The sequence below is a fragment of the Bradyrhizobium sp. USDA 4474 genome (genome assembly GCF_054057515.1).
In genome coordinates this window covers 1,303,275-1,327,592 of record NZ_JBSRZJ010000002.1, presented here as the reverse complement: position 1 = coordinate 1,327,592, position 24,318 = coordinate 1,303,275, and the positions used below count along the sequence as shown (strand labels likewise).

The following is a 24,318-nucleotide window of genomic DNA, read 5'->3' as shown; positions in this document are numbered from 1 at the left end:
CGGGCTGGCCCCTGCGTTGCAGGCGCCTCAGCGGATGTCAGGAGAAGCAGGCGCATGAGTGACCCAAAGCCGATCTGGATCAGGGATCCCCTGGCGATCCTCGCCGATGGTGCAGGGCGCGGGATCGTCGTGAGGGATGGCCGTATCGTTGAACTCGTGCCCACAGGCGGCACGCCTGCAGCCGCAGACGTCACCGTGTTCGATGCGGGCGGACACGTCGTGCTGCCGGGTCTCATCAACACCCACCATCATTTTTACCAGACGCTGACGCGGGCGCTGCCGGCGGCGATGGACCGCGAGCTGTTTCCCTGGCTTCAGGCGCTCTATCCGGTGTGGGCCAAGCTGACGCCCGAATCGCTGGAGCTGGGCGTGACCGTCGCGATGTCGGAGCTGCTGCTCTCGGGCTGCACCACGACGACAGATCATCACTATGTCTTCCCGGTGGGACTCGAAGAGTCCGTCGATATCGAGGTCGGCGTCGCAAAGCGGCTTGGCATGCGGGTGCTGCTGACGCGCGGCTCGATGAACCTGTCGCAGCGCGACGGCGGCCTGCCGCCTGACAGCGTCGTGCAGGACGAGGACACCATCCTCTTCGACAGTGCTCGCGTGGTGGCGAAGCACCACCAGCGCGGCCCGGATGCGATGGTGCAGATTGCGCTCGCCCCTTGCTCGCCGTTCTCGGTGACGACGTCGCTGATGCGCGCCACCGCCGCTCTCGCCGACAAGCTCGATGTCCGGCTGCACACCCATCTGGCCGAGACCGAGCACGAGACCAGATTCTGCCAGCAGATGTACGGCTGCCGCCCGCTCGACTATCTCGAACAATGCGGCTGGCTCAATGCGCGGACCTGGCTTGCCCACGGCATCTTTTTCAACGCTGGGGAGATGAAGCGGCTCGGCAAAGCCAGGACCACCATCAGCCATTGCGCGTGCAGCAATCAGCTGCTGGCCTCCGGCTGCTGCCCGGTGTGCGAGATGGAAGAGGCTGGCGTCGGCATTGGCATCGGTGTCGACGGCTCGGCCTCCAATGACGGATCGAACCTGATTCAGGAGGTGCGCGCCGCCTTCCTGCTGCAGCGGGCCCGCTACGGCGTGAGCAAGGTCAGCCACAAGGATGCGCTGCGCTGGGCCACCAAGGGCTCGGCGGCTTGCGTCGGCCGTCCGGAACTCGGCGAGATCGCGATTGGCAAGGCGGCCGACCTGGCGCTGTTCAAGCTCGACGAGCTGCGCTTCTCCGGTCATGGCGATCCCCTGGCCGCACTGGTGTTGTGCGGGGCGCATCGCGCCGATCGGGTGATGGTGGCGGGGAAATGGGCCGTGATCGACGGCGCGCTTCCGGGACTGGACGTCGCGGATCTGATCCGCCGGCATAGCGCCGCGGCGCGCTCGATGCAGGCGGGATAGTCTAGGAAAATAGTAGGAGGGGGCGACCACAAGTGCCGGGTGCTTCTGACCACCCCCTCCGAACCTCCTCCGGGAGGAGCAGGTCATCTGGTGAAAGCAAGAAGCGTGCTACTTGCCCGGAAGCTTGTCGTCGATGCCCTTGACGTAGAAGTTCATGCCGAGGATCTGGCCGTCGGCGAGATTGGCGCCGCCCTTGCACTCGATCTCCTTGCCATCTTGCCCAACAACCGGGCACTTGAACGGATGCAGAGTGCCGGCAGTGATGGCCGCCTGGGCATCCTCGGCGATCTTTTTCACGTCGTCAGGCATGTTGGTATAGGGCGCCATCGCGAACATGTGGCTGTCGAGGCCGCCCCAGGTGTCCTCGGACTTCCACGTGCCGTCGAGCTCGGCCTTGACGCGTTCGATATAATAGGGACCCCAGGTGTCGAGGATCGACGTCAGCTGCGTCTTGGGCCCGAACTTGATCATCTCCGAGTCCTGGCCGAAAGCGAGCTTGCCGCGCTCGCTGGCGATCTGCATGGCGGCCGGCGAATCCGTGTGCTGCATGATCACGTCGGCGCCCTGGTCGATGAGCGCCTTGGCGGCGTCGGCCTCCTTGCCCGGGTCGAACCAGGTGTTGGCCCAGATGATCTTGACCTTGATGTTCGGGTTGATGGTCTGCGCCGCGATCATCGTCGCGTTGATGCCGGAGACGACCTCCGGAATCGGGAATGAGCCGATATAGCCGAGCACGCCCGATTTCGACATCTTGGCCGCGATCAGGCCTTGAATGTAGCGGCCCTGATACCATTTCGACGAATACGTCGACATGTTCTTGTCGCGCTTGTAGCCGGTCGCGTGCTCGAAATGCACGTTCGGGTATTTCTTGGCGACCTTCAGTGTCGGGTCCATGTAGCCGAACGAGGTTGTGAAGATCAGCTTGTTGCCGGCACGGACGAGCTGCTCGATGGCGCGTTCGGCGTCGGGACCTTCGGGGACGTTTTCGAGATAGGTGGTCTCGATCTTGTCGCCCAGCTCCTTCACCAGCGCCTGGCGGGCCAGCTCATGCTGGTAGGTCCAGCCGAGGTCGCCGATCGGGCCAAGGTAAATGAATCCGACTTTCAGCTTGTCGGCGGCGGACGCTGCGCTGAGGCTTCCGGCAAGCAGAAGGCCGGCAGCGAGCGCAAGAAGTGATTTCCTCATCATCAATCTCCAAGCATCAGGGGAAAGCTAAAATCCGCAACATGCGCGCCCCATCGCGCACGCTGCGAAAACGAAATCAGCGGTCAGGCACGAACACGGTGCCGAGCGCGGCCGGGGCGGTCGAGCCGCCGGTGCGCGCACGGGAGAGCAGGACCAGCACGATGACGGTCGCGAGGTACGGCAGCGCCGACATGAATTGCGAGGGAATGCCGACGCCAAAACCTTGCGCATGCAGTTGCAGGATCGTCACCGCGCCGAACAGATAGGCGCCGACCACGAGGCGGCCCGGCCGCCAGGACGCGAACACGACCAGTGCCAGCGCGATCCAGCCGCGGCCGGCGGTCATGCCCGGAATGAAGAACGGTGTGTAGGCGAGCGGCAGATAAGCGCCAGCCAGCCCGGCGCAGGCGCCACCGAACATCACGGCGAAGGTGCGAATGCGCAGCACGCGATAGCCGAGCGCATGTGCGGAGACGTGGTTGTCGCCGCAGGCGCGAAGGATCAATCCCGCGCGTGTTCGATACAGGAACCACCAGGCGCCGATGATGAGCGCGATGGAGAAATAGACGAAGCCGTCTTCGCCGAACAGCACATGGCCGATCAGCGGAATCTCGGTGAGGCCGGGAATGTTGAGATGCTCCGCCGGCGAGATGCGTTCGCCGACGAAGCCTGCGCCAATCAGTCCGGACAGTCCGACGCCGAAGATCGTGAGTGCGAGCCCGGTCGCGACCTGGTTGACGGCAAGCCCGAGCGCCATCAGCGCGAAGATCAGCGACATCAGTATTCCGGCGACGATGCCGAACAGTGCGCCGATGAAAATTGATCCGGTGAGCCACGCGCCACCAAAGCCGCAGGCGGCGCCGACGATCATCATGCCCTCGACGCCGAGGTTGAGCACGCCTGAGCGCTCGGTCACGAGCTCGCCGGTTGCCGCGATCAGGAGCGGCGTCGATGCGGCGAGCACCGACAGGATGATGGCTTCAACCAGCTCCACGGGCCACCTGATGGTTCGGGAAGACGAGCTTGAAGCGGTAGAGGATAAGGGAATCGCAGGCGAGCACGTAGAACAGCAAAATGCCCTGGAATACCTTGGTGACGTCCAACGGAATCTTCATTGCGATCTGCGCCTGCTCACCGCCGATAAAGGTCAGTGCGAGAAAAAGGCCTGCAATTAATATTCCAAGCGGATTCAACCGGCCGAGGAAGGCGACGATGATCGCGGTGAAACCGTAGCCCGGCGAGATGCCCGGCTGGAGATGTCCGACCGGGCCCGCGACCTCGATGATGCCGGCAAGGCCGGCCAGCGCGCCCGATACCGCGAAGGTCAGGATGACCAGCTGGTTGGCATTGAAGCCGCCGAACCGCGCGGCGCGCGGGGCGGCGCCCACCACGCGTATCTCGAAGCCCTTGATGGTGCGCCCGAGCAGGATCGCGGCCGCGGCGACCACCAGCAGCGCGATGATCGCGCCGAGGTGCAGTCGGCCTCCCTCGATCAGCACCGGCACCGTTGCGACCGGATCGAAATCGGCCGTGGTCGGGAAGTTGAAGCCGTTCGGGTCGCGCCAGGGACCGCGGACGAGATAGTCCAGCAGAAGGTCGGCGACATAGACCAGCATCAGGCTGGTCAGGATCTCGCTGGCGCCGAACTTCACCTTGCAGACCGCCGGGATCAGCGCATAGAGCGCGCCTGCGGCAGCCGCGAGCACGAGCATCACAGGTAGAACCCAGGCGCCGGCGTCGGTGCCTTGAGTCTTCACCGCAATCCAGCTTCCGGCAACCGCTCCGATCAGGAATTGGCCTTCCGCGCCGATGTTCCAGGCGTTCGCGAGATAGCAGAGCGACAGTCCGATCGCGATCATCACCAGCGGCGTCGCCTTCACCGCGATCTCCTGGAGCGAATAGCCGTCGGTCAAGGGCGCGACGAAATAGGCCTGCAAGGCCAGCAGCGGATTCTTGCCGAGGATCGCGAACAGGATGGTCATGGTCACGATCGTCAGGCCGATCGCTATCAACGGCGAGACCAGCGCGATCGTGTTGGAGCGCTCAGTGCGCTTCTCAAGCACCAAGTGCATGCGCGGCCTCCCTCGGCTCGAGGCTGCTGCCGCCCATGAGCAGGCCGAGCTTCTCGCGCGTCGCTTCGCTTGCCGCGAGCGGAGCCGATAGCCGGCCGTGGAACATCACGGCGATGCGGTCGGCGATCTCGGCGAGCTCGTCGAGATCCTGGCTGGTCACCAGCACCGCGGCGCCTGCGGTCGCGAGATCAAGCAGGGCCTGGCGGATGACGGCGGCAGCACCGGCATCGACGCCCCAGGTGGGCTGGCTGACCACCAGCACGGCCGGACTGCGCAGGATCTCGCGGCCGACGATGAATTTTTGCAGATTACCGCCGGAGAGGGATGCCGCTTCCGGATCGCGCTTGGCCTTGCGAACGTCAAACGTCTCGGTCGCCTTGTCCACCGTCTGCAGCGTCGCTGCCGTGTCGATGAAGCCGTGATGGACCATGCCGCTGGCGGCGTGGCCGGTGAGCAGCGCGTTCTCGGACAGCTTCATGCGGGGCGCGGTGCCGTGGCCGAGCCGCTCTTCGGGCACGAAGGCGGCACCGAGTTTGCGGCGCTTGGTGATCGAGAGGTGGCCGGCGGCGATCCCTTCGATCACCACCGTGCCGGGATCGTTCGACAGCCGCTCACCGGACAGTGCTGCGAACAATTCATCCTGGCCGTTACCGGCGACGCCGGCGATGCCGAGGATCTCGCCGCCCTTCAGCTCGAACGAGATATGCTCGAGCCGAACCCCGTGTGCCTGGTCGGGCGGGAGCGAGAGGTCGTTGACGACCAGCCGCGGGATCGTGGTCTGACGGCCGGCGGCCGCCTTCACTTCCCTGATCTCGCCGCCGACCATCATGCGAGCGAGCGAGGCGGCGGTCTCGCGCTTGGGATTGCAGGTCTGGATCTTCCTACCGCCACGCAGGATCGTCGCGGTGTCGCAGAGCCGCTTCACCTCTTCGAGCTTGTGGCTGATGTAGAGGATGGCGCGGCCTTCGGCCTTGAGGCGCTCCAGCACGACGAAGAGCTGGTCGGCCTCCTGCGGCGTCAGTACCGCGGTGGGCTCGTCCAGGATCAGGAATTTCGGGTCCTGCATCAGCGCCCGGACGATCTCGATACGCTGGCGCTCGCCGATCGACAGTTGCCAGACCTGGCGCTTGGGATCGAGCGGCAGGCCGTAGGTCTTCGACACCTGCTCAAGCCGCGCCGACATGTCCCTGAAGGATTCGCTGCCGTCGAGGCCGAGCGCAACATTCTCCGCGACGGTGAGATTGTCGAACAGCGAGAAGTGCTGGAACACCATGCCGATGCCGCGGCTGCGTGCCTCCGAGGGGCCGGACAGCACGATTCGTTCGCCCCGCCAGCGGATCTCCCCGGCAGAGGGCTGGATCAGCCCATAGATCGCCTTCACCAACGTCGATTTGCCGGCCCCGTTCTCGCCCAGCAGCGCATGGATTTCGTTCGGCCAGACGTCGATGTCGATCGAATCGTTGGCGAGGAAGTCTCCATACCGCTTGGTGAGCCCGACCGTCGTGAGCAACGGGGACTCGCCGGAATGCGGGCCGTTAGGCGTCGGATCTAACATTCGCTGATACGCTGGCATGGGACGAATTGCCTCAATAGTGGGCTAGTTTAAACCGCCGCGTAAGGTGTGAAAAAGCGTCATCCCTTGCTTAACGCTTCGGCACGGCCGGTAGCCGCGAGTCGCGGTCGTCGTCGGACCAAAATTCCTTCCTGGTGATGGGCCGGCGACCGTTGCGGCGTAGCCTGCAGGCGAGGCCTGTTGCAAATTTGTGACGGTTTAGAGCAAATCGGAACCCACTGGGCAGGCTTGACGTGATGTTGAGCAAAATCGCGCCAGCTTGCGTATGCAAGGCGGGTTCTCCACGACAGCCGTTGCCAGCATTGGCATTTGCGTCGCTCGGTCGGGATAAAACGCAAACGAAATCAACCGGGAATGTTTGGCATTGCGTTGCCGATCCTGCGCGGCATCGACACGCAAGAACCCTGAGATTCCCGCGCTGAATCGTCACTCATTGCCGAAACATGCGGCATGCCTTGAAAAAAGTTGAGGCTTCTCACTCCGGGACATCGGCGCAAGTGTCGCACCCAAGGGACGTTGATTTTACGTGTCCAAACTTGGGGGTATTCAGGATGTCGTTTCGTTTCAAGGCAATGGCAGCAACGGTGCTGTCACTTGCTACGCTGGCCAACGGTGGCTGGGCTCTCGCGGCGGATTTGCCGGTCAAGGCCGCCAAGAAAGCGCCTGACCTTCCGTTCTTCCTGGTGATCGACGACCGCGTGTCGTTCTCCTGGATGCCGAAGGGCACCGACCCCGGCATGTGGAGCACCCGCCCGGATGGCAGCATCAACGGCACCACCGCAAAACAGGTCTATTCCTTCACCCATTTCGATGCCTGGGCCTACGGCACCAACTTCTTCACGATCTCGATGTTCAAGTCGGGTCATAATGATCCCGCCTCGCCCTGCACCGCACCGGGCGTGACGATCACCGGCGGCGCCGCCGACTGCGCTGGCGCGACCGAGATCTACGGCCTGTTCCGCTCGACCTTTGGCTGGAATGAGTTGTTCAACACCAAGACCTTCACCGCGGGCCCACTGCACAACGTCTCGTTTGAAGTCGGGATGGACGCCAATACCGAGAACAACTTCCTGGCGCCCGCCAAGCGCGACGTCGTGGCCGGTCTGCAGTTCGCCTTCGACCTTCCGTACAAGGGCTACATCGACGTCGCGCCCTTGGTGTACTGGGAGTTCCTGAATCACAACGCGTTCACGCAATGCGGATTGTTCGGTGCGGGTGTTGCCGGCGTGACCTGTAATTCGGATGGCAATGTCAGCTATCGTCCGACCTGGGCGGTCGAAATCAACTACTACATGGACCTCGGCTTCCTGCCGCCGAACATGCAGTTCTGGTCGATCAGCGGGCGCGCCGGCTGGTACGGCCCGAAGGGCGATTCGAACGGTCTTCCCGCGCTCTCGGGCATCGGCCGGTTCTCAACCGCCTCCAAGACCGAGCTGAACAGCGAGCCGATCCGTCTGACGTTCGACGCGTCGAAGGCCGCCTGGGGTGACAAGTACTCGCACTTCGTCGACCTCTGGGTCGCCTACCGCTACTGGCAGAACAAGTTCGGCCTCGACCACAACGCCATGGCTGGTGTCTGCACCGTCGCCGCGACCGGCCAGAGCACCAACAGCTGCACCGAGTCCACGGTCTACGGTGGCGTCACCGTGAAGTTCTGATAGAGCCGACACTTCAGGATCGAGTGGCGCCGCGCAGGGATGCGTGGCGCCATTCGTGTTCGGGAGAGCCGCGGCCGGGTGGGGCGTGCCCACCACTTTTACTCCCATTGCACGAGACGGTGTGGCCGGTACTGGAACGCCTTTGCCCACCCCGTACTGTTCTGTCGTTCAGCGACGACCTAAACTCCATGCGCTCGTGTCGACCGGCCTCGACTTCAACCGCGCGCTGCGAAGCTTGCGCGGCTTGTGTGGGGTTGTCTTCATCGAGCCGATACGGCGCTTGGCAGCATAGCCCGAGGGCAACGTAGCCGTAGGATGGGTTGAGCCCTTGCGAAACCCATCGCTACTCTATCTCCGCTCTCCGTAGTCGCAGTCATCATCCGACAAATCGCCCGCCCAATCGGCCGGATAATTGCCCAGCTCCACGTGACGATGAAACGACGACGCAGCCCAGTCGCACACCCGGTCGACGAGCCCATGCTTGACGGGGTTGACGTGAACGTAATCGACGTGCCGCTCGAAATCGTTTTCGTCGCGAATGGTGTGCTCCCAATATCTGCGTTGCCAGATGCCGCGTTCACCCTTGGCCGAGCGGCTTTGGGATATCCGTTCGTTTGACGGCAGGCGGCGTGAGAAAGCGGACTTGATCAACCGCCAACGCATGGCAAAATCGGCGTCGCCTTCGGGCAATGTCCAGACGGTGTGGAGGTGATCAGGCAAGATCACGATGGCCTCGATCGTGAATGGATGACGCCGGCGCGTCTCCCGAAACGCCGCACGCAGCAACTCGACATGGTCCGTCAGCAACGATAGCTTTCGCTCCGCCAGATTGACGGTGAAGAAGAAGCATCCACCCTGAACGAAGTTGCGGCGGTACGCGGTCATGGCGCGACGTTACCACGAAACAGGTGCGATGGGTTTCGCAAGGGCTCAACCCATCCTACGGGCTGGACTGCACCCTGATATTGGACTTTACCACCGCGCCAGTCGGGACGTTGAGAGTCAGGGTCAACGTCTGATTTGATATGGGCGAGTTGGAGCCCGTAGGATGGGTTGAGCCCGTGCGAAACCCATCGCTACTCTATCTCCGCTCTCCGTAGTCGCAGTCATCATCCGACAAATCGCCTGCCCAATCGGCCGGATAATTGCCCAGCTCCACGTGACGATGAAACGACGACGGGGCCCAGTCGCGCACCCGGTCGACGAGCCCATGCTTGACGGGGTTGATGTGAACGTAATCGACGTGCCGCACGAAATCGTTTTCGTCGCGAATGGTGTGCTCCCAATATCTGCGTTGCCAGATGCCGCGTTCACCCTTGGCCGAGCGGCTTTGGGATATCCGTTCGTTTGACGGCACGCGGCGTGAGAAAGCGGACTTGATCAACTGCCAGCGCATGGCAAAATCGGCGTCACAGCATCCACCCGGAACGAAGTTGCGGCGGTACGCGGTGATGGCGCGACGTTACCACGAAACAGGTGCGATGGGTTTCGCAAGGGCTCAACCCATCCTACGGGCTTCGAACCACAGGTATTCCCATGAAAGAGCTCAGGAGATTCTGGTTTAAGTTCGAAAGACTTCCCATGCCGACGGCTCTAAATCTCGGTTGCGGGGTCACGGCGCACGATTATGATGACGCTATTAAGCTACTCAGAGAATTTGTGTTTGGGCCAAATGGACCCCCAACTATCGTGCAACTGGTGGAAGACGTCGAATTGTCAGCGTTGGAGCGAAACCATGTTCAGCCAAACCTCGGCAACACGGAGGTTCGCGGGATCTGGTTTCCACAAGGCTATGATGTTCCGCGATAGAGGTCTCAGGAGACAAGAATTGCAGTGACAGTGCTGGACTGCACTGGACTGCACCCCTTGAGTGAGACACGATATTTCAGTAGCCCGTAGCCCGTAGCCCGTAGGATGGGTTGAGCCCTTGCGAAACCCATCGCTACTCTATCTCCGCTCTCCGTAGTCGCGGTCATCATCCGACAAAATCGCCCGCCCAATCGGCCGGATAATTGCCCAGCTCCACGTGACGATGAAACGACGACGGGGCCCAGTCGCGCACCCGGTCGACGAGCCCATGCTTGACGGGGTTGATGTGAACGTAATCGACGTGCCGCACGAAATCGTTTTCGTCGCGAATGGTGTGCTCCCAATATCTGCGTTGCCAGATGCCGCGTTCACCCTTGGCCGAGCGGCTTTGGGATATCCGTTCGTTTGACGGTACGCGGCGTGAGAAAGCGGACTTGATCAACTGCCAGCGCGTCGCGAAATCGGCGTCACCTTCGGGCAGCGTCCAGACGGTGTGAAGGTGATCGGGCAACACCACGATTGCCTCGATCGTGAATGGATGACGCCGGTGCGTCTCCCGAAACGCCGTGCGCAACAACTCGACATGTTCCGTCAGCAACGATAGCTTTCGCTCCGCCAGATTGACGGTGAAGAAGAAGCATCCACCCTGAACGAAGTTACGACGGTACGCGGTCATGGCGCGACGTTACCACGAAACAGGTGCGATGGGTTTCGCAAGAGCTCAACCCATCCTACGGGCTCTATCTCCGCTCTCCGTAGTCGCAGTCATCATCCGACAAATCGCGCGCCCAGTCGGCCGGATAATTGCCCAGCTCCACGTGACGATGAAACGACGACGTAGCCCGTAGCCCGTAGGATGGGTTGAGCCCTTGCGAAACCCATCGCTACTCTATCTCCGCTCTCCGTAGTCGCAGTCATCATCCGACAAATCGCCCGCCCAATCGGCCGGATAATTGCCCAGCTCCACGTGACGATGAAACGACGACGCGGCCCAGTCGCGCACCCGGTCCACGAGCCCATGCTTGACGGGTTGATGTGAACGTAATCGACGTGCCGCTCGAAATCGTTTTCGTCGCGAATGGTGTGCTCCCAATATCTGCGTTGCCAGATGCCGCGTTCACCCTTGGCCGAGCGGCTTTGGGATATCCGTTCGTTTGACGGCAGGCGGCGTGAGAAAGCGGACTTGATCAACCGCGAACGCATGGCAAAATCGGCGTCACAGCATCCACCCTGAACGAAGTTACGACGGTACGCGGTCATGGCGCGACGTTACCACGAAACAAGTGCGATGGGTTTCGCAAGGGCTCAACCCATCCTACGGGCATCGCCTTCGGCGACTGGCTAGCCGCGTTTTCAAATGTGCAATGATGGCATCATGCCACTGTTTTGCCCGACGCATCAAGCGATATTCGAAAAATACGAAAAAATTCCGCAGCGGCCTCGTGCCGGCGAGCGGTCGCGCTTCTACTGTGCATGGGGTTGTTTTCGATTTTTTGGAGAACCTACTTCGCCCACACGCCGTCGTGCAGCGCTGCGGCCTCGTCTTCGAGCAACGGCCCCACCACCTCGGTCGGCCGCTGGCCACTGGCAAAGACATCGCGGCAGGGCAGGTCGAGCGTCGGGTTCTCCGGATGATCGCCGGTGATGGCGCGCAGGCGGTGCTCGCTGAGGCCGTAGACCACGCGGCCGATGCCGGCCCAGTAGATCGCGCCCGAACACATCGCGCAGGGTTCGGCGGAGGAATAGAGTGAGGCTGATGCCAGCACCTCGCGGCTCAGCGTGCGGCAGGCCTGGGTCGCCGCGAGGCGCTCGGCATGTGCGGTGCCGTCATGGTCAGGCATGTAGCCGTTCTCGGCTTCGACCAGCACCTTGCCGTCGGCATCGACGACGATGCAGCCGAAAGGATGGTTGCCGTGGTTGGAGGAGCGCCGGGCGACCGCGAAGGACAGACGCAGGAAGTGTTCGTCGCTCAGGCCGTCCATCGCGCCTCCGCGGTCAGTGTCCCGCCATGTGCCGGCCGACCTCGGTGAGATCGGCTTCGCTCGTGCGGGCTTCATACACGAATTCACCATGGAACATCACCACCAGTCGATCAGACAGCTCGAGCAATTCGTCGAGATCCTCGCTCACGAGCAAGACTGCGGCGCCGCGGTTGCGTGCGGCCATGACTTCTGCGTGGATCTGCGCCACGGCTGCGAAGTCGAGGCCGAAGCAGGGATTGGCCGCGATCAGGACCTCGACGTCACCAGCGAGTTCGCGTGCGAGCACGGCGCGCTGGACGTTGCCGCCCGAAAGTGCCGAGATCGGCGTGTCCGGCGTGCGGGTCTTGATCTTGTACTGGCCGATCTTCTTGCTGGCATCGTCGCGAAAGGCGCCCCGGTTGAGCCACCAGCCGCCGCTGGCAAAGGGCGCGCGGTCGAACTCGCGGAAGGCGATGTTGTCGGCAACGCTCATGCCGCCGACGCAGGCGTTCTTCAGCGGCTCTTCGGGCAAGAGCGACATCTTGTGACGCCGCATCTCCTCGCGGCTGGCGTGATAGGGATCGCCGGCGACGCGGATTTCGCCGCCTTCCGCCTCGCGCTGGCCGCCCAAGACCTCGACGAGCTGGCGCTGGCCGTTTCCGGAGACGCCGGCGATGCCGACGATCTCACCGGCGCGCACGGTGAGTGTAACGTCATGCACAGCAATCGCGCCGGCATCATCGAGTGCGCGGAGCTTCTCCAGCGCCAGCCTGACCGTCCCCGTTTCGCCGGTCCGCGGCGGCTGGACCGTCAGCTCCTCGGCGCCGATCATGGTGCGCGCCATCGCATCGGGCGTGAGCTCGGAGACCTTGCCGGCACCGGCGAGCTTGCCGCGGCGCAGGATCGTCACCTCATCGGCGAACGCCATGACCTCGCGGAACTTGTGCGTGATCATCAGGATGGTCAGCTCCCCCTTGACGACCATGTCTCGGAGCATGCCGAGCACCTCGTCGGCCTCGGCCGGAGTCAGCACCGACGTCGGCTCGTCCAGGATCAGGAAGCGGCGCTTCAGATAGAGCTGCTTGAGGATCTCGCATTTCTGCCGTTCGCCAGCGGAGATGTCGGAGACCTTTGCCGAGAGCGGCACCTTGAAAGGCATGCGCGCCAGGAAAGCCTCGAGCTCCTTCATCTCCTTTGGCCAGTTCACCACGGCCGGCACGTGGTCGCGCGCCAGCACGAGGTTTTCGGCAACGGTCATGGCCGGCACCAGCGTGAAATGCTGGTAGACCATGCCGAGGCCAAGCGCGTGGGCGTCCTTCGGATTGGTGATGGCCTGCTCGCGGCCGCCGACGAGAATGTCGCCCTTGGTCGCGTGATAGTAGCCCATGATGCATTTAACCAGCGTCGATTTGCCGGCCCCGTTCTCGCCGAGCAGCGCGTGGAACGACCCTGGTCGTACCTTCAGCTCGACATTGTCGAGCGCCAGGAAGTCACCGAAGCGCATGGTCATGGCGACGGCGTCGACACCGAAGGCGCCCGAGGGCGGAGGCTGCTCGCCGATGATCACGAAATCGCTCCGATGAAAGCGTCCGACGTCGAGACCGCGCCGAACACGCCGCCCTGCATCTTGATCATCTTGAGTGCATGATCGTGGTTGCTCTTGTCGGTCGCGCCGCAACAATCGTGCAGCAGCACGCATTCGAAGCCGCGATCGTTGGCCTCGCGCATGGTGGTGTGGACGCAGACGTCGGTGGTGATGCCTGTGAGAACGATGTTCTCGATGCCTCGCACGCGCAGAATCAATTCGAGATCGGTCGCGCAGAACGAGCCCTTGCCGGGCTTGTCGATGATGGGCTCGCCCGGCAGAGGCGCGAGCTCCTCGATGATGTCCCAGCCGGGCTCGCCGCGCACCAGGATGCGGCCGCAGGGGCCGGGATCGCCGATGCCGGCGCCGATCTGGCGGGAGCGCCAGCGCTTGTTGGCGGGAAGATCAGAGAGATCCGGGCGATGACCTTCGCGGGTATGGATGATGTGAAAGCCTTGGGCGCGCATGACCGCGAGCAGCTTCTTGATCGGCTCGATCGGCGCCCGCGTCAACGAGAGATCATAGCCCATCTTGTCGACATAGCCGCCAATGCCGCAGAAGTCCGTCTGCATGTCGATGATGACGAGCGCGGTGTTCTGCGGGCGGAGATCGCCGTTGTAGGGCCAGGCATAAGGCTCGGACTTGATGGTGCGCTCGGGCATGATGGGCTCTCTAGCGGGTGATCGACAGTTCGGCCGGGGCTCCGGTCAGCGTGCGTTTCGGCGAGCAGGTGATGATCATGATCGCCAGCGTCAGGACGTAAGGAGCCGCGTTGAAGAGGTGATAGCCTGAAGTCACGCCGACGGATTGCAGCGCCGGCCCGAGTGCAGCGGCGCCACCGAAGGCGAGCGAAGCCCACAGGCAGAGCAGCGGATCCCAGCGGGCGAAGATCACGAGCGCCACGGCGGTGATGCCTTGGCCCGATGACAGGCCCTCGTTCCAGCTGCCGGGATAGAACAACGACAGGAACGAGCCGCCGATGCCGGCAAGGAAGCCGCCGACCATCGTCGCACGCAGGCGGATCAGGAGAACGGAGTGGCCCATCGCGCGCGCCGCATCCGAACTTTCGCCGGCGGTCCGGATCAGCAGGCCCCAGCGCGTGATGCGGAAGGCCCAATAGAGGGTGGGTGCGAGCGCGACACCGATCAGGAACAGGACGTTGACGCGCAGGGCGGCGCGGACTTGCGGGATGTCGCTCCACCAGCCGAAATCGATGGCGGGCAGGCGTGGCGCGGTGGGCTCTATCAGCGGCTTGCCGAGATAGAACGCAAGGCCTGTGCCGAACAGCATCAACGCGATGCCGACGGCGACGTCGTTGACGCGCGGCAACGAGCAGATGCCGGCATGTAGCGCGCCCAGCAGTGCACCCGTGATGCCGGCGGCGAGCACGCCGAGCCAAGGCGATCCCGTGAGATAGGAAATGCCATAGGCGCTCATCGCGCCCATCACAAGCGTGCCTTCCAGGCCAAGATTGATGCGGCCCGAGCGCTCGGTGATGCATTCGCCGAGGCTGACGAACAGGAAGGGCGTGGAAACGCGAATGGCGCCGCCGAGCACGGCGAGGGGGACAGTCCAGAGTCCGATCGATCCATCTGCCATCTCAGGACTTTCCCTTCAGGAAACCGATGCGGCCGTAGAGCGCGTCGCTGGCGAGCACGAAGACGAAGATGATGCCCTGCAGGACCAGCCCGGAGGCATCGGGCAGCCCGAGGCGGCGCTGCAGCAGGCCGCCGCTGGCGCTGATACCGCCAAGCAGGATGGCGACGGGAATGATGGCGAGCGGATTTTGCCGCGCCAGGAAGGCAACGAGGATGCCAGTGAAGCCGTAGCCCGCTGCAAGATTGGCGTTGGTGCGGCCCTGCACGGCGGCGACCTCGACCATGCCGGCAAGCCCGGCGGCGCCACCTGCGAGGAAGCAGATGGTCAGGATCAGCTTGCTGACGCCGAGGCCGACGATCTTGGCAGCGCGGATGTTGCCGCCGGCAACCCGCGCGGCGAAGCCGAACACGGTGTGATAGATCAGGATGTAGGCGGCGACCGCGGCGCCGAGGCCGAACACCAGGCCCCAATGCACGTCGGTGCCGGGAATGGAGCCGATCATGTTGGCGGCGCCGATCTCGCGGGTCGACGGTTTGTTGAGGCTGGCGGGATCCCGCATCATGCCCTCGACGAGATGATTCAGGATTGCGAGCGCGATGTAGACGAGCAGCAGGCTCGAGATCGTCTCGTTGACGCCGCGATATTGCCGCAGCGCGCCAGCGAGCGTGATCCACAACCCGCCACCGATGACGCCGGCAATGACCATGGCGATCTGCACGACAAGCGGCGGCATGCCCTGAAGCAACAGTGCGGCGCTCGTTGCCGACAACGCGCCGATCAGCAGCGCGCCTTCGCCACCGATGATGACCATGCCGAGCTGCGCCGGCAGCGCGGTGCAAAGCGCGGTCAGGATGAGGGGTGCCGCACGCGTCAGCGTGTTCTGCCACGAGAACCAGGTGCCGAACGCGCCGTAGTACATGTAGAAATAGAGGTCGAGCGGATTCTTGCCGAACAGCATGACGAAGATGCCGAAGATCGCAAGTGCGGCGGCGACCGCTGCGCCCGGGATCAGGACATACTCGATTGTGCCGCCGTGACGCTGGAGAAAGCCGGGGTCTGCGGTCGGGGCAATTTCCCCGACCGCATCGGCCGAATCCGCCGCCTCTGTCGTCACGAAGTCGCTCCGATCACGCCTTCGACGAGATAGTCCATCTTTTCGAGCTCGGGATCCTTCTGGCCGCGATCGGTGCCGGCCGCAATGACCGTTTTGCCCTTGTTGTCGACCAGCCCGCCCTTGAAGATCGCGTAGCCTTCGGCCGAGAGGAATTTTGCCTTGATCTCGTCGGCGTGCTTGCGCGCCTCGGCGGAGACGGCTTCGCCATAGGGCGAGGTCTTGACGATCTCCTCCTTGAGGCCGCCGCGGTAGAAGTTCGGGATGCTCTCGCCGGCGGCGATCATCTTCACGAACTTCGGGTAGAGCGCTTCCCAGTTCCACTCGGCACCCGTGAGATAGGCCTTCGGCGCGAGTGGCGACTGATCGACATGATAGCCGCACACCATGGCGCCGCGGCGCGCCGCGTTCTCGACCATGGTCTTCGGACCGTCGACATGGCAGGTGAGGACATCCACCCCCTGATCGATCAGGCTGTTGGTGGCTTCGGCTTCCTTGACTGGCATGGACCAGTCACCGGTGAAAATCACCTGCGTGGTAGCTTTGGGATTGGCGAGCTTCGCGCCGAGCGCGAAGGCGTTGATGTTGCGCAACACCTGCGGGATCGGCTTGGCCGCGACGAATCCGAGCTTGCCGGTCTTCGAGGTATAGCCGGCAACGATGCCCGAGATGTACTGGGCTTCGTCGATATAACCGAAATAGCTGCCGGCGTTCTTCGGGTCCTTGTCGGTCCAGAGGCCGCCGCAGTGCTCGAAGTGAAGCTTCGGGTACTTGGCCGCCATCTTGACGATGTGTGGATTGTAGTAACCGAACGAGGTCGGGAAGAGCAGGCTGGCGCCGTCGAGATTGATCATGGACTCGATCGTCTTCTCGACCGCGTCAGTCTCCGGCACCTTCTCTTCCTCGACGACCTTGAGGCCGGGAATCTTCTTCAGCGCCGCCGCCCCCTGCGCATGTGCCTGGTTGTAACCGTAGTCGTCACGCGAGCCGACATAGATGAAGCCGATGGTGGTCTCGGCCGCGAAGGCCGGGCGGGCGCCCGCCGCTGCGCCGAGGGTGAGGGCCGCGCCCCCCTGCAACACATGACGTCGTGAAATCCTGCCAAAATCCATTGTTTGCTCCCCTTGGCGGCTGAACCGCCTCAATCTCGCGGCTGCGCCGGTCTGGCGGAGCCCGGGATAGGATGTCGCAAGCTTCATGCCAGAGAGGAAAGAGGCGCCACTTTCGTATAAGCTATTGAAATACAATACATATATGAAGTGTTTGAATCTTGGTCACAAATGGCATTGATCGAAAATTAGGCGAAATATCTGCGTTGTATGCAATCGAGTTGGGCAGGCCTGTCCGGTGCGGCGCCGTGTCATCGGGGTGAGACATGAATCAATCATGTTCGCGTATCAGCGGCCGGCCGGCGGCGGGATCACGAGCTACCCGGCCCATGGAGCAGCGATATTGCCTTGCGGTCACATCGCGGAAATCGGTTTTACCAGGGCGCAGCCGCGACCTTCATGGCCAATGCCCTTCAGGCGGTTAATTTTCTCGGTGATCGGTTCCTGAGACAGTCGCATCACTCATCGTCAGTGATCGAGGACCTCTACCGGCATTCGATGGACAGCGCCTTTTCGGTGACCGAGGCGTTCCTCGTTACGGGCGCACCGCATGCCTCCGCCTATTACCCGCGCGACTTCGCCTGGTTCTATCCTGATGTCCTCGACGCCGAGACCATCATGAATGCACAGGACGCGGTGCGCCGGGCTCGTCTGCTCGAAAAGAGCGTGCGCTTGCTGCTGGAGGCGGTCCGCGCCGGCGTCGTCACGACCACCATCGTTCCGGCGGGGCAGGACCGGTATCTCGGCGTGAACTATTTCTCGCCTCCTTCGGATACGCTGCTCGGCATTCTTGCCGGTCTCCAGCAGATGCTCTCGGCCGAGGAGCGGGCGTCGCCCTATCCGGCAATGTCGCAATGCGCGAGTGCGGGGCGTCTGCTGCTGGCCGAATACGGCGGCGATTTGAAGCGCGCGGTCCTGAAGCTGGCAAGCGAGCTCGAGCCTTTCGACGCCGACGGCATCAGATGCTTGCTCTGCGATGCCAGGGGGCCTCGCTCCGCGGCAACGGACACCCGCGCCGAGCGCCGGCGTTTCGTCACCAATGCCTGCGTTTACACGACCTTCGTGTGGGGCGTGCAGCTTGGCCTCGTCGATGAGAACGAGTTGAAGCGGCTGCTCGGTCGCGACCTCGCGGAGTACAAGAAAGGGCTGCTCAGTCTATTCGGCAAGGACGGTTATGTCAGGCATTCGCTGGATGGTCCGATAGGCACGCCGGCGTCCCTGGTCGCGCTGGATTTCGTCGGCGTGCACCGCGGCTTCTGGGATATGAACGATGCACGCGAGCGCGCGCTGTTTGCGGCCACGACCGATCTGATCATCGCCGAACCGCGCTTCCGCATCCCCAGCACGTTCCACTTCCTGATGTCGGCCGACAATCCGCGGAACAAGATGATCCACAGGATTGCGGCGCCAGCCTACCAGGGTCGCTCGTCCTGGCCGACATTCAACGTCGAGTTCGCGGATCGCATGATGGACTTCGAGGAGTTCTCGGAAAGCAATACATACCGCGCCTGCGCGCAAGCAATCTTGAAGGACATTCGCACCTCGACCGAGGTCCATGGTGGATATCAGGAGCTGATCTCCGAGCAGGGACTGAAATATCGCACGTGGGCCTATAAGGGCGCCGTGGCACATTCCTGGTTTCCGCGCTTCCTGTCGGTTTGGAAGAGGGCGTACGGAACGCCGCTCCTCCAGTGGAATGACCGATCCACGGGCACTATCCCGCGGTCACGTCCACCAGTTCTCCGCCCTCGAGAACCTTGGCGGCCTTGGCGCGGTCGAGGTCACCTTCCCAGGCCGCCACGACGACCGTCGCCACGCAATTGCCGATGAGGTTGCCGACTGCGCGAGCCATGCCGATGAACCAGTCGACCGACAGCACCAGCACGAGTCCGATCGCGGGAATGCTCGGCACCGCGTTCAGCGTCGCGGCCAGGATCACGATCGCCGAGCCCGGCACGCCGTGCGCGCCCTTTGACGTGATCAGGGAGACCCCCAGCACCAGCAGGAGATCGCCGAACGACAGCGGCGTGTTAGTGGCCTGCGCGATGAAGACCACCGCGAGCGTGAGATAAATCGAGAAGGCATCGAGGTTGAAGGAATAGCCGGTCGGAATGACGAGGCCGACCACGGAATCCTTGACCCCCATCCGCTCCAGCTTCTTCATGATCTGCGGCAGCACCGCGTCGGAAGAGGCGGTCGCGAGCACGATCGTCAGCTCTTCGCGCAGATAGGCGAGAAACTTGAGAATGTTGATTCCTGCAAGCGCCATCACGCCGCCGAGCACGCCCAGCACGAAGATACCGACCGAGACGTAAAACAGCATCACCAGCGAGACGAGCTGCTTCAGCGAGCCGACGCCGTATTTGCCGACGGTATAGGCCACCGCGCCGAGCACGCCGAGTGGGGCCACCCGAACGACGAGGCCCATGACACGGAACAGCACGGTGGACGCCGCATCGATGATCGAGGTGACGAGCGCGCCCTTCTCGCCGCCGACCAGCGCGAGGCCGACGCCGAACAGCACGGCGAAGAACAGCACCTGGAGCACGTCGTTGCGCGACAGCGCATCAAACGAGGTGGACGGGATGACGTTGAGCAGGAACGCGCCGATGCCTGCGCCCTGCAGCTTGTGGGCATTGTCAGCGTAGGTATTGAGCGCCTTGGCATCGAGCGTCGAAGGATCGATGTTCATGCCATGGCCGGGACCGAAAGCGTAGGCCAGGATGAGTCCGAGCAGGAGCGCGACTGTGGTCATCGCCTCGAAATAGACCAGCGCCTTGACGCCGACCCGGCCGACCTTCTTGAGGTCGCCGGCGCCGGCGATGCCGTGAACGACGACGCAGAACACGATCGGGGCCACGATCATCGAGATCAGCTTCAGGAAGGCATCGCTGAGGATCTTGAGGCTGATGGCGAAGTCCGGGGCGACCACACCAAGGATGATCCCCAGGATCAGCGCCACCAGCACCTGGACGAACAGCGAGGCGTAAAGCGGCTTGGGCTCGGCGGCCGGGGCCGCGGCAATGGTCGACATGATAACTCCCCGTTGTGACGACGTGCTGATGACCAAAGCTAGCAACTACCGTGCCAGATTATCGCGGTTTTGGAGGGGGCCGGAGGCTTTTTTCCACCGCCTGAGGTCCAGTTCGAACGATTGAGGGATTGGGCCAACGTCATTTTCAGGAGCGGGCCACAGTCGGCCCGTGCGAGGATCGCCAACCGCCGCAGCCCCTTGTTACGGCGCGGCCTGCCTCATGTCTCGGCTTGACCCTTAATCTGCGCGATGTCAGCTTTATGACATGAGTACAGCAAAGCGACAGATCGCCAGCCTTCGCGACGAATATGCCGAGATGACGCGGCAGCGCATCGTTGCGGCGTTTGTCGAAACTCTGGAGGACGAAGCGGCCGACGACATCTCCATGGCGGCGGTGGCCAAGCGTGCGAAGGTGGCCGAGCGAACCATTTACCGGCACTTCAAGACCCGCGCGGAGCTGTTCGCGGCGGCCGGCGAATGGATCGAGGACAACGTCTTCAGCTACATTCCCTTCACCTCGCCCGACGAACTGCCCGATATATTCCGCAAGCTGTGCAAGCGGTTCGATCGCCATCCGCATCTCGCGCGCGCCATTGCGATGACGCGGGCGGGTCGCCGGGTGCGCGCCGGCTTCAGGCGGCACCTGATTGACCAGCATCGCAAGGCGATGGCGCCGCTGGTGCAACATCTTCCCGCAAAGGACGCCCGCCAAGCCGAGGCGCTCGCGTCCTATCTCAACAACGTGCTTGCCTGGAACGCGATGCGCGAGGATTTCGGCATGACGAGCAGCGAGATCGCCGATGCCATCGAGTGGGCCCTCGTGACTCTCCTGAAGGATGTCCGCCAACGCGATGGCGCTGCCGCGCGTGGCGGCAAGACCGGAAAGCCGTCGCGGAAGCGGACTGTGGGTCGCGAAAATGCCGGCATAGAACGAGGCAGACAATGAATGCGATACCCGACGATCTCCTGATCAACGCGCCCGACGAGGTTCGGATTCGCCAGGACCTGGTGCTGACGGCGCTCGGTCGCCGTCCGGCCGATCGCGCCTTGCGGGTGGGTAAGTTACTCGACGTGCACAGCCGCACCTGGAGCAAGAACCAGGAAATCGTCTTCAAGGGCCGGCGTATCGCGTGGGTCGGGCCGGCGGGAAGCTATCCCGGCGAGGTCCGCGAGCGAGTGCATCGGCCGGATGTTGCGGCCGTACCCGGCTTCGGCGAGGTGCACAAGCATATCGAGAGTTCGCATCTGACGCCGGAATGGGAGGCGGCGCTGGTGCTGCCGCATGGCAATACCTGGACCTGCGAGGCGAGCCACGAATTCTCCAACGTCAACGGTGCACGCAATCTCGAATTCTGGTTCGAGGCACGCCGACGCGGCTCGCCGCTCAAGATATTTCCTCAGCCCGGCTCCGCGGTGCCGCCGACGGCTTACGAATGGGGTGGCGGCTGGTATGGCCGCGACGAGCAGGCGCGCTTCATGCGCGAGAGCCTGATGGTCACCGGACTCGACGAAGTCATGGACTGGCCGGCCGTTTGGAATCCAGATAATCCCTCCTACAAGCGGCTCTGGGGCATGATCGAGGCGACGTTCGCGGCGCGCGGCGTCGTCGAGGGACACGCGTCAGGCTTGCGGGATCTGCCCTCCATCAACGCCTTCGCCGCGGCCGGGCTCGCCTCCGACCATGAAGTGCAGACGCCGGAGGAGACTTGGGACAAGCTCACGCGCGGCTTGTTCGTCGAGCTGCGCGTCTACGCCATGGACGAGATCGTCAAATGGCTGCTCGCGAAGGGTTTGCAAGACTGGTCGCAGATCGCGTTCACCACGGATGATCGCAGTGCCAGCCATACGCTGGAGCTCGGCGCCAGCGATCACAATGCGCGGGTAGCGATCGAGGCCGGCCTCGCGCCGGAAATCGCGATCCAGTGCCTCACCATCAATCCGGCGCGGCACATGCGGCTCACGCCCTTCGTCGGCAGTCTGGCGCCGGGGGCGCTTCGGGGACGTCGTGCTGTTGTCGGATGTTGCCAAACTCGAGATTGCTGAGGTGTGGGCCGACGGTGCGCAAGTCGCCGACGGCGGGCGTTATCTCGCCGAAGTGCCTAAGATCGAATGGCCAGACTGGGCGACCAACACGGTCAACATCAAGCGCACGATCCAGCCCGAAGATTTCGAGCTGCGGGCCGAGCCCGGGCGGACCACGATGAAGGCCGCGGTGATCCGCCCCTTCCATTGGCATCCTGAGTTCTACACGCTCGAACTGCCGGTGCGCGACGGAGCCGTGCAGCGCGACGAGAGCGAGGCCATCACGAAATTTGCCATCGTCGACCGCTTTTCCGGCGACGGGCGCGTCGCAAAGATGTTTTGGCGGGGATGCGGACCGCGCACGCCGGAAACGGCGCTCGCCTGCTCGGTGGCGCATGACAAGCACAACATCTGGGTGGTCGGTTCGTCCGACGCGGCGATGGCAAAGGCGGTGAACGCCCTGATCGAGCTTCAGGGTGGATGGGCGCTGGTGCGTGAGGGCGAGCTCGTCACCGTGCGCTTCGAGGTCGGCGGGCTGATGACCTGTCGTTCGGCGCAAGCGCTCGATGCCGAGATGCAGGGGCTTTACGCCGAAGGCCGCAAGGTCGACTGGATGTACGAGCCGACATACCGGCCGCGCTGGTATCCGGGATTCCCGGAGCGGCTGATGTTTGCAACGCTGACCTGCGCGCCCTGGAGCTGGGTCCTGGTGGCGCCATGCGAGCAGGCGCCGCTCGGCTTCGTCAACGTGCAGACCGGCGAAACGCACCCGGTGGTCTGGTAGGGGAGGACTGGGATGAACGAGATGACGAAGGCGGAGCCCGCTTCCGCAGAGCCGGCGCCGGTCCCCGTTGCAGGGCTGCTCGATCGGGCCTTTCGTCTCACCGAGCGCGGCACGAGCATCGGCCGCGAGGTGATGGCCGGAGCAACGACTTTCGCGGCGATGGCCTATATCATCGCCGTGAATCCCGCGATCATGTCCAATGCCGGGATGGATCGTGCCGATCTCGTCAGCGCCACGGCGCTGGCTGCGATCTTCGGCTCGGTGATGATGGGGCTGTGGGCCAATCTGCCGCTCGCGGTTGCGCCCGCGATGGGTTCGAACGTCATCTTTACCTATGTCATCGTCAAGCAGATGGGCATGCCCTGGCAGGGCGCGCTCGCCATGGTTGCCTTCACCGGCGTGCTGTTCCTGATCCTCAGCCTGTCGAAGCTGCGCGAGAAGGTCGCGAAGGATGTGCCGGAAGCGCTGAAGATCGGCATCCAGGCGGCGGTCGGGACTCTCATCGTCTTCATTGCGCTGCGCGGGGCCGGATTCGTCGTTCAGAACCCGTCGACCTATATTGCGATGGGATCGCTGCGCAGTCCGCCGGTGCTGCTGACGCTGTTCGGCCTCCTGCTCACGCCGGTGCTGGTGGTTCGCCGGGTGCCGGCGGCGCTGATCCTGTCGATCGTGTTGCTGACCGTGATCGGCTTCTTCGTTCCGGGCGCCAACGGCAAGATGGTGACGTCGATGCCATCGGCCTTGCTGTCCTGGCCACGCTGGCCGGCCAGCACTTTCATGGCGCTCGACGTCGGCTATCTTTTCAGCCATTTCGTCGTGGCGCTGCCGCTGCTGTTCTATTTCCTGTGTGCCGAATTCTTTTCGACGCTGGGCACGCTGATCGGCGTCACCGGCGCTGCCAATTTGCGCAAGCCCGACGGCTCGATCCCGAATGCCAGCGCTGCGTTTGCGACCGATGCGACGGCATCTATCGTCGGTCCGTTGTTCGGCACGTCGGTGGTGACGGCCTATATCGAGTCGATCACCGGCGTGCAGGCCGGCGGCCGCACCGGCTTGACGGCGCTGACCGTTGCGGGGTTCTTCTTCCTCGCGCTGTTCTTCTGGCCGATCTTCGTCATTATCCCGGCGCAAGCGACCGCGCCTGCGCTGGTGCTCGTTGGCGTGCTGATGATGCAGGGTCTCGCTCGCATCGACATGAGCGATCTCGGCAACGCGATTCCGATCGTGCTGACGCTGCTGGTCACCGTGCTGACCAACAACCTCATCAACGGAATGGCGTTGGGCACTCTCAGCTACATTGCCCTGGAAGTCACGGTCGGCCGGCGGTCAAAGATCCCAGCGATGGTGTGGGGACTGGGCGTCGTGTTCATCGCTTACGCGATCGTGACAGCCCAGATTTTCTGACGCGCGCG

Annotated in this window: 18 protein-coding genes and 3 pseudogenes; 6 read left to right on the top strand and 15 right to left on the bottom strand. The window is 63.3% G+C overall.

The window, feature by feature from the left end; all coding sequences use genetic code 11:
- Positions 1-54: 54 nt before the first annotated feature.
- Positions 55-1,404, top strand: a complete 1,350-nt coding sequence (locus ACVW16_RS08035; protein WP_456738770.1) for an 8-oxoguanine deaminase — start codon at positions 55-57, stop codon at positions 1,402-1,404.
- A gap of 108 nt (positions 1,405-1,512) precedes the next feature.
- On the opposite strand, the gene ACVW16_RS08030 is transcribed toward ACVW16_RS08035, so the two are convergent.
- The 4 genes from ACVW16_RS08030 to ACVW16_RS08015 all read right to left on the bottom strand — a co-directional run bounded on the left by ACVW16_RS08030 (position 1,513) and on the right by ACVW16_RS08015 (position 6,216).
- On the bottom strand, positions 1,513-2,589 hold the full coding sequence (locus ACVW16_RS08030; RefSeq protein ID WP_456704787.1) for a BMP family ABC transporter substrate-binding protein: 1,077 nt from the start codon (positions 2,587-2,589) through the stop codon (positions 1,513-1,515).
- Between the two features lie 76 nt (positions 2,590-2,665).
- Positions 2,666-3,583 carry an ABC transporter permease gene (locus ACVW16_RS08025; protein ID WP_456704786.1) on the bottom strand — a complete coding sequence of 306 codons (918 nt, stop codon included), beginning with the start codon at positions 3,581-3,583 and terminating at the stop codon, positions 2,666-2,668.
- Positions 3,570-4,661, bottom strand: coding sequence for an ABC transporter permease (locus tag ACVW16_RS08020; protein WP_456735847.1), 1,092 nt, complete (start codon positions 4,659-4,661; stop codon positions 3,570-3,572). Before ACVW16_RS08020 ends, ACVW16_RS08025 begins: the two co-directional genes overlap by 14 nt.
- Positions 4,645-6,216, bottom strand: coding sequence for an ABC transporter ATP-binding protein (locus ACVW16_RS08015; RefSeq protein ID WP_456704784.1), 1,572 nt, complete (start codon positions 6,214-6,216; stop codon positions 4,645-4,647). Before ACVW16_RS08015 ends, ACVW16_RS08020 begins: the two co-directional genes overlap by 17 nt.
- Before the next feature lie 569 nt (positions 6,217-6,785).
- On the opposite strand from ACVW16_RS08015, the gene ACVW16_RS08010 reads away from it, so the two are divergent.
- The gene (locus tag ACVW16_RS08010; protein ID WP_456704783.1) at positions 6,786-7,892 is read left to right on the top strand and encodes a hypothetical protein; all 1,107 of its coding nucleotides are present in this window, start codon (positions 6,786-6,788) and stop codon (positions 7,890-7,892) included.
- Positions 7,893-8,240: 348 nt separating this feature from the next.
- Here the strand turns inward: ACVW16_RS08010 and ACVW16_RS08005 are convergent, their stop codons facing one another.
- From ACVW16_RS08005 to ACVW16_RS07960, 10 genes and pseudogenes are all read right to left on the bottom strand, one after another.
- On the bottom strand, positions 8,241-8,777 hold the full coding sequence (locus tag ACVW16_RS08005) for an REP-associated tyrosine transposase (RefSeq protein WP_456704782.1): 537 nt from the start codon (positions 8,775-8,777) through the stop codon (positions 8,241-8,243).
- Positions 8,778-8,973: 196 nt separating this feature from the next.
- A pseudogene (locus tag ACVW16_RS08000) lies at positions 8,974-9,303 on the bottom strand (REP-associated tyrosine transposase); the annotation flags it as partial.
- Between the two features lie 564 nt (positions 9,304-9,867).
- Positions 9,868-10,377, bottom strand: a complete 510-nt coding sequence (locus ACVW16_RS07995; protein ID WP_456735846.1) for an REP-associated tyrosine transposase — start codon at positions 10,375-10,377, stop codon at positions 9,868-9,870.
- 213 nt (positions 10,378-10,590) lie between these two features.
- A pseudogene (locus ACVW16_RS07990) lies at positions 10,591-10,919 on the bottom strand (REP-associated tyrosine transposase); the annotation flags it as partial.
- Positions 10,920-11,203: 284 nt separating this feature from the next.
- Positions 11,204-11,683 carry a nucleoside deaminase gene (locus ACVW16_RS07985; RefSeq protein ID WP_456704780.1) on the bottom strand — a complete coding sequence of 160 codons (480 nt, stop codon included), beginning with the start codon at positions 11,681-11,683 and terminating at the stop codon, positions 11,204-11,206.
- Between the two features lie 13 nt (positions 11,684-11,696).
- Complete coding sequence (locus tag ACVW16_RS07980; RefSeq protein WP_456735845.1) at positions 11,697-13,229, bottom strand: ABC transporter ATP-binding protein; 1,533 nt, start codon at positions 13,227-13,229, stop codon at positions 11,697-11,699.
- The gene (biuH, locus tag ACVW16_RS07975; protein ID WP_456704778.1) at positions 13,226-13,909 is read right to left on the bottom strand and encodes a biuret amidohydrolase; all 684 of its coding nucleotides are present in this window, start codon (positions 13,907-13,909) and stop codon (positions 13,226-13,228) included. The genes ACVW16_RS07980 and biuH overlap by 4 nt, the downstream gene beginning before the upstream one ends.
- 10 nt (positions 13,910-13,919) lie before the next feature.
- The gene (locus tag ACVW16_RS07970) at positions 13,920-14,846 is read right to left on the bottom strand and encodes an ABC transporter permease (RefSeq protein WP_456735844.1); all 927 of its coding nucleotides are present in this window, start codon (positions 14,844-14,846) and stop codon (positions 13,920-13,922) included.
- 1 nt (position 14,847) lies between these two features.
- Complete coding sequence (locus ACVW16_RS07965) at positions 14,848-15,960, bottom strand: ABC transporter permease (protein WP_456735843.1); 1,113 nt, start codon at positions 15,958-15,960, stop codon at positions 14,848-14,850.
- A complete protein-coding gene (locus ACVW16_RS07960) occupies positions 15,957-17,069 on the bottom strand; it encodes a BMP family ABC transporter substrate-binding protein (RefSeq protein WP_456735842.1) in 1,113 nt (370 codons plus the stop codon). The genes ACVW16_RS07965 and ACVW16_RS07960 overlap by 4 nt, the downstream gene beginning before the upstream one ends.
- 396 nt (positions 17,070-17,465) lie before the next feature.
- On the opposite strand from ACVW16_RS07960, the gene ACVW16_RS07955 reads away from it, so the two are divergent.
- Positions 17,466-18,896, top strand: coding sequence for a hypothetical protein (locus ACVW16_RS07955; protein WP_456738201.1), 1,431 nt, complete (start codon positions 17,466-17,468; stop codon positions 18,894-18,896).
- Here the strand turns inward: ACVW16_RS07955 and ACVW16_RS07950 are convergent.
- Positions 18,781-20,100, bottom strand: a complete 1,320-nt coding sequence (locus tag ACVW16_RS07950; protein ID WP_456704774.1) for a dicarboxylate/amino acid:cation symporter — start codon at positions 20,098-20,100, stop codon at positions 18,781-18,783. The two genes, ACVW16_RS07955 and ACVW16_RS07950, sit on opposite strands and share 116 nt — an antisense overlap.
- A 265-nt stretch (positions 20,101-20,365) precedes the next feature.
- Between ACVW16_RS07950 and ACVW16_RS07945 the strand changes: the two genes are divergently transcribed.
- From ACVW16_RS07945 to ACVW16_RS07935, 3 genes and pseudogenes are all read left to right on the top strand, one after another.
- Complete coding sequence (locus tag ACVW16_RS07945; protein WP_456704773.1) at positions 20,366-21,046, top strand: TetR/AcrR family transcriptional regulator; 681 nt, start codon at positions 20,366-20,368, stop codon at positions 21,044-21,046.
- Positions 21,043-22,906 (top strand): annotated as a pseudogene (locus ACVW16_RS07940) (adenine deaminase). The gene ACVW16_RS07945 and the pseudogene ACVW16_RS07940 overlap by 4 nt, the downstream one beginning before the upstream one ends.
- A 12-nt stretch (positions 22,907-22,918) precedes the next feature.
- The gene (locus tag ACVW16_RS07935; RefSeq protein ID WP_456735840.1) at positions 22,919-24,310 is read left to right on the top strand and encodes an NCS2 family permease; all 1,392 of its coding nucleotides are present in this window, start codon (positions 22,919-22,921) and stop codon (positions 24,308-24,310) included.
- Positions 24,311-24,318 lie beyond the last annotated feature (8 nt).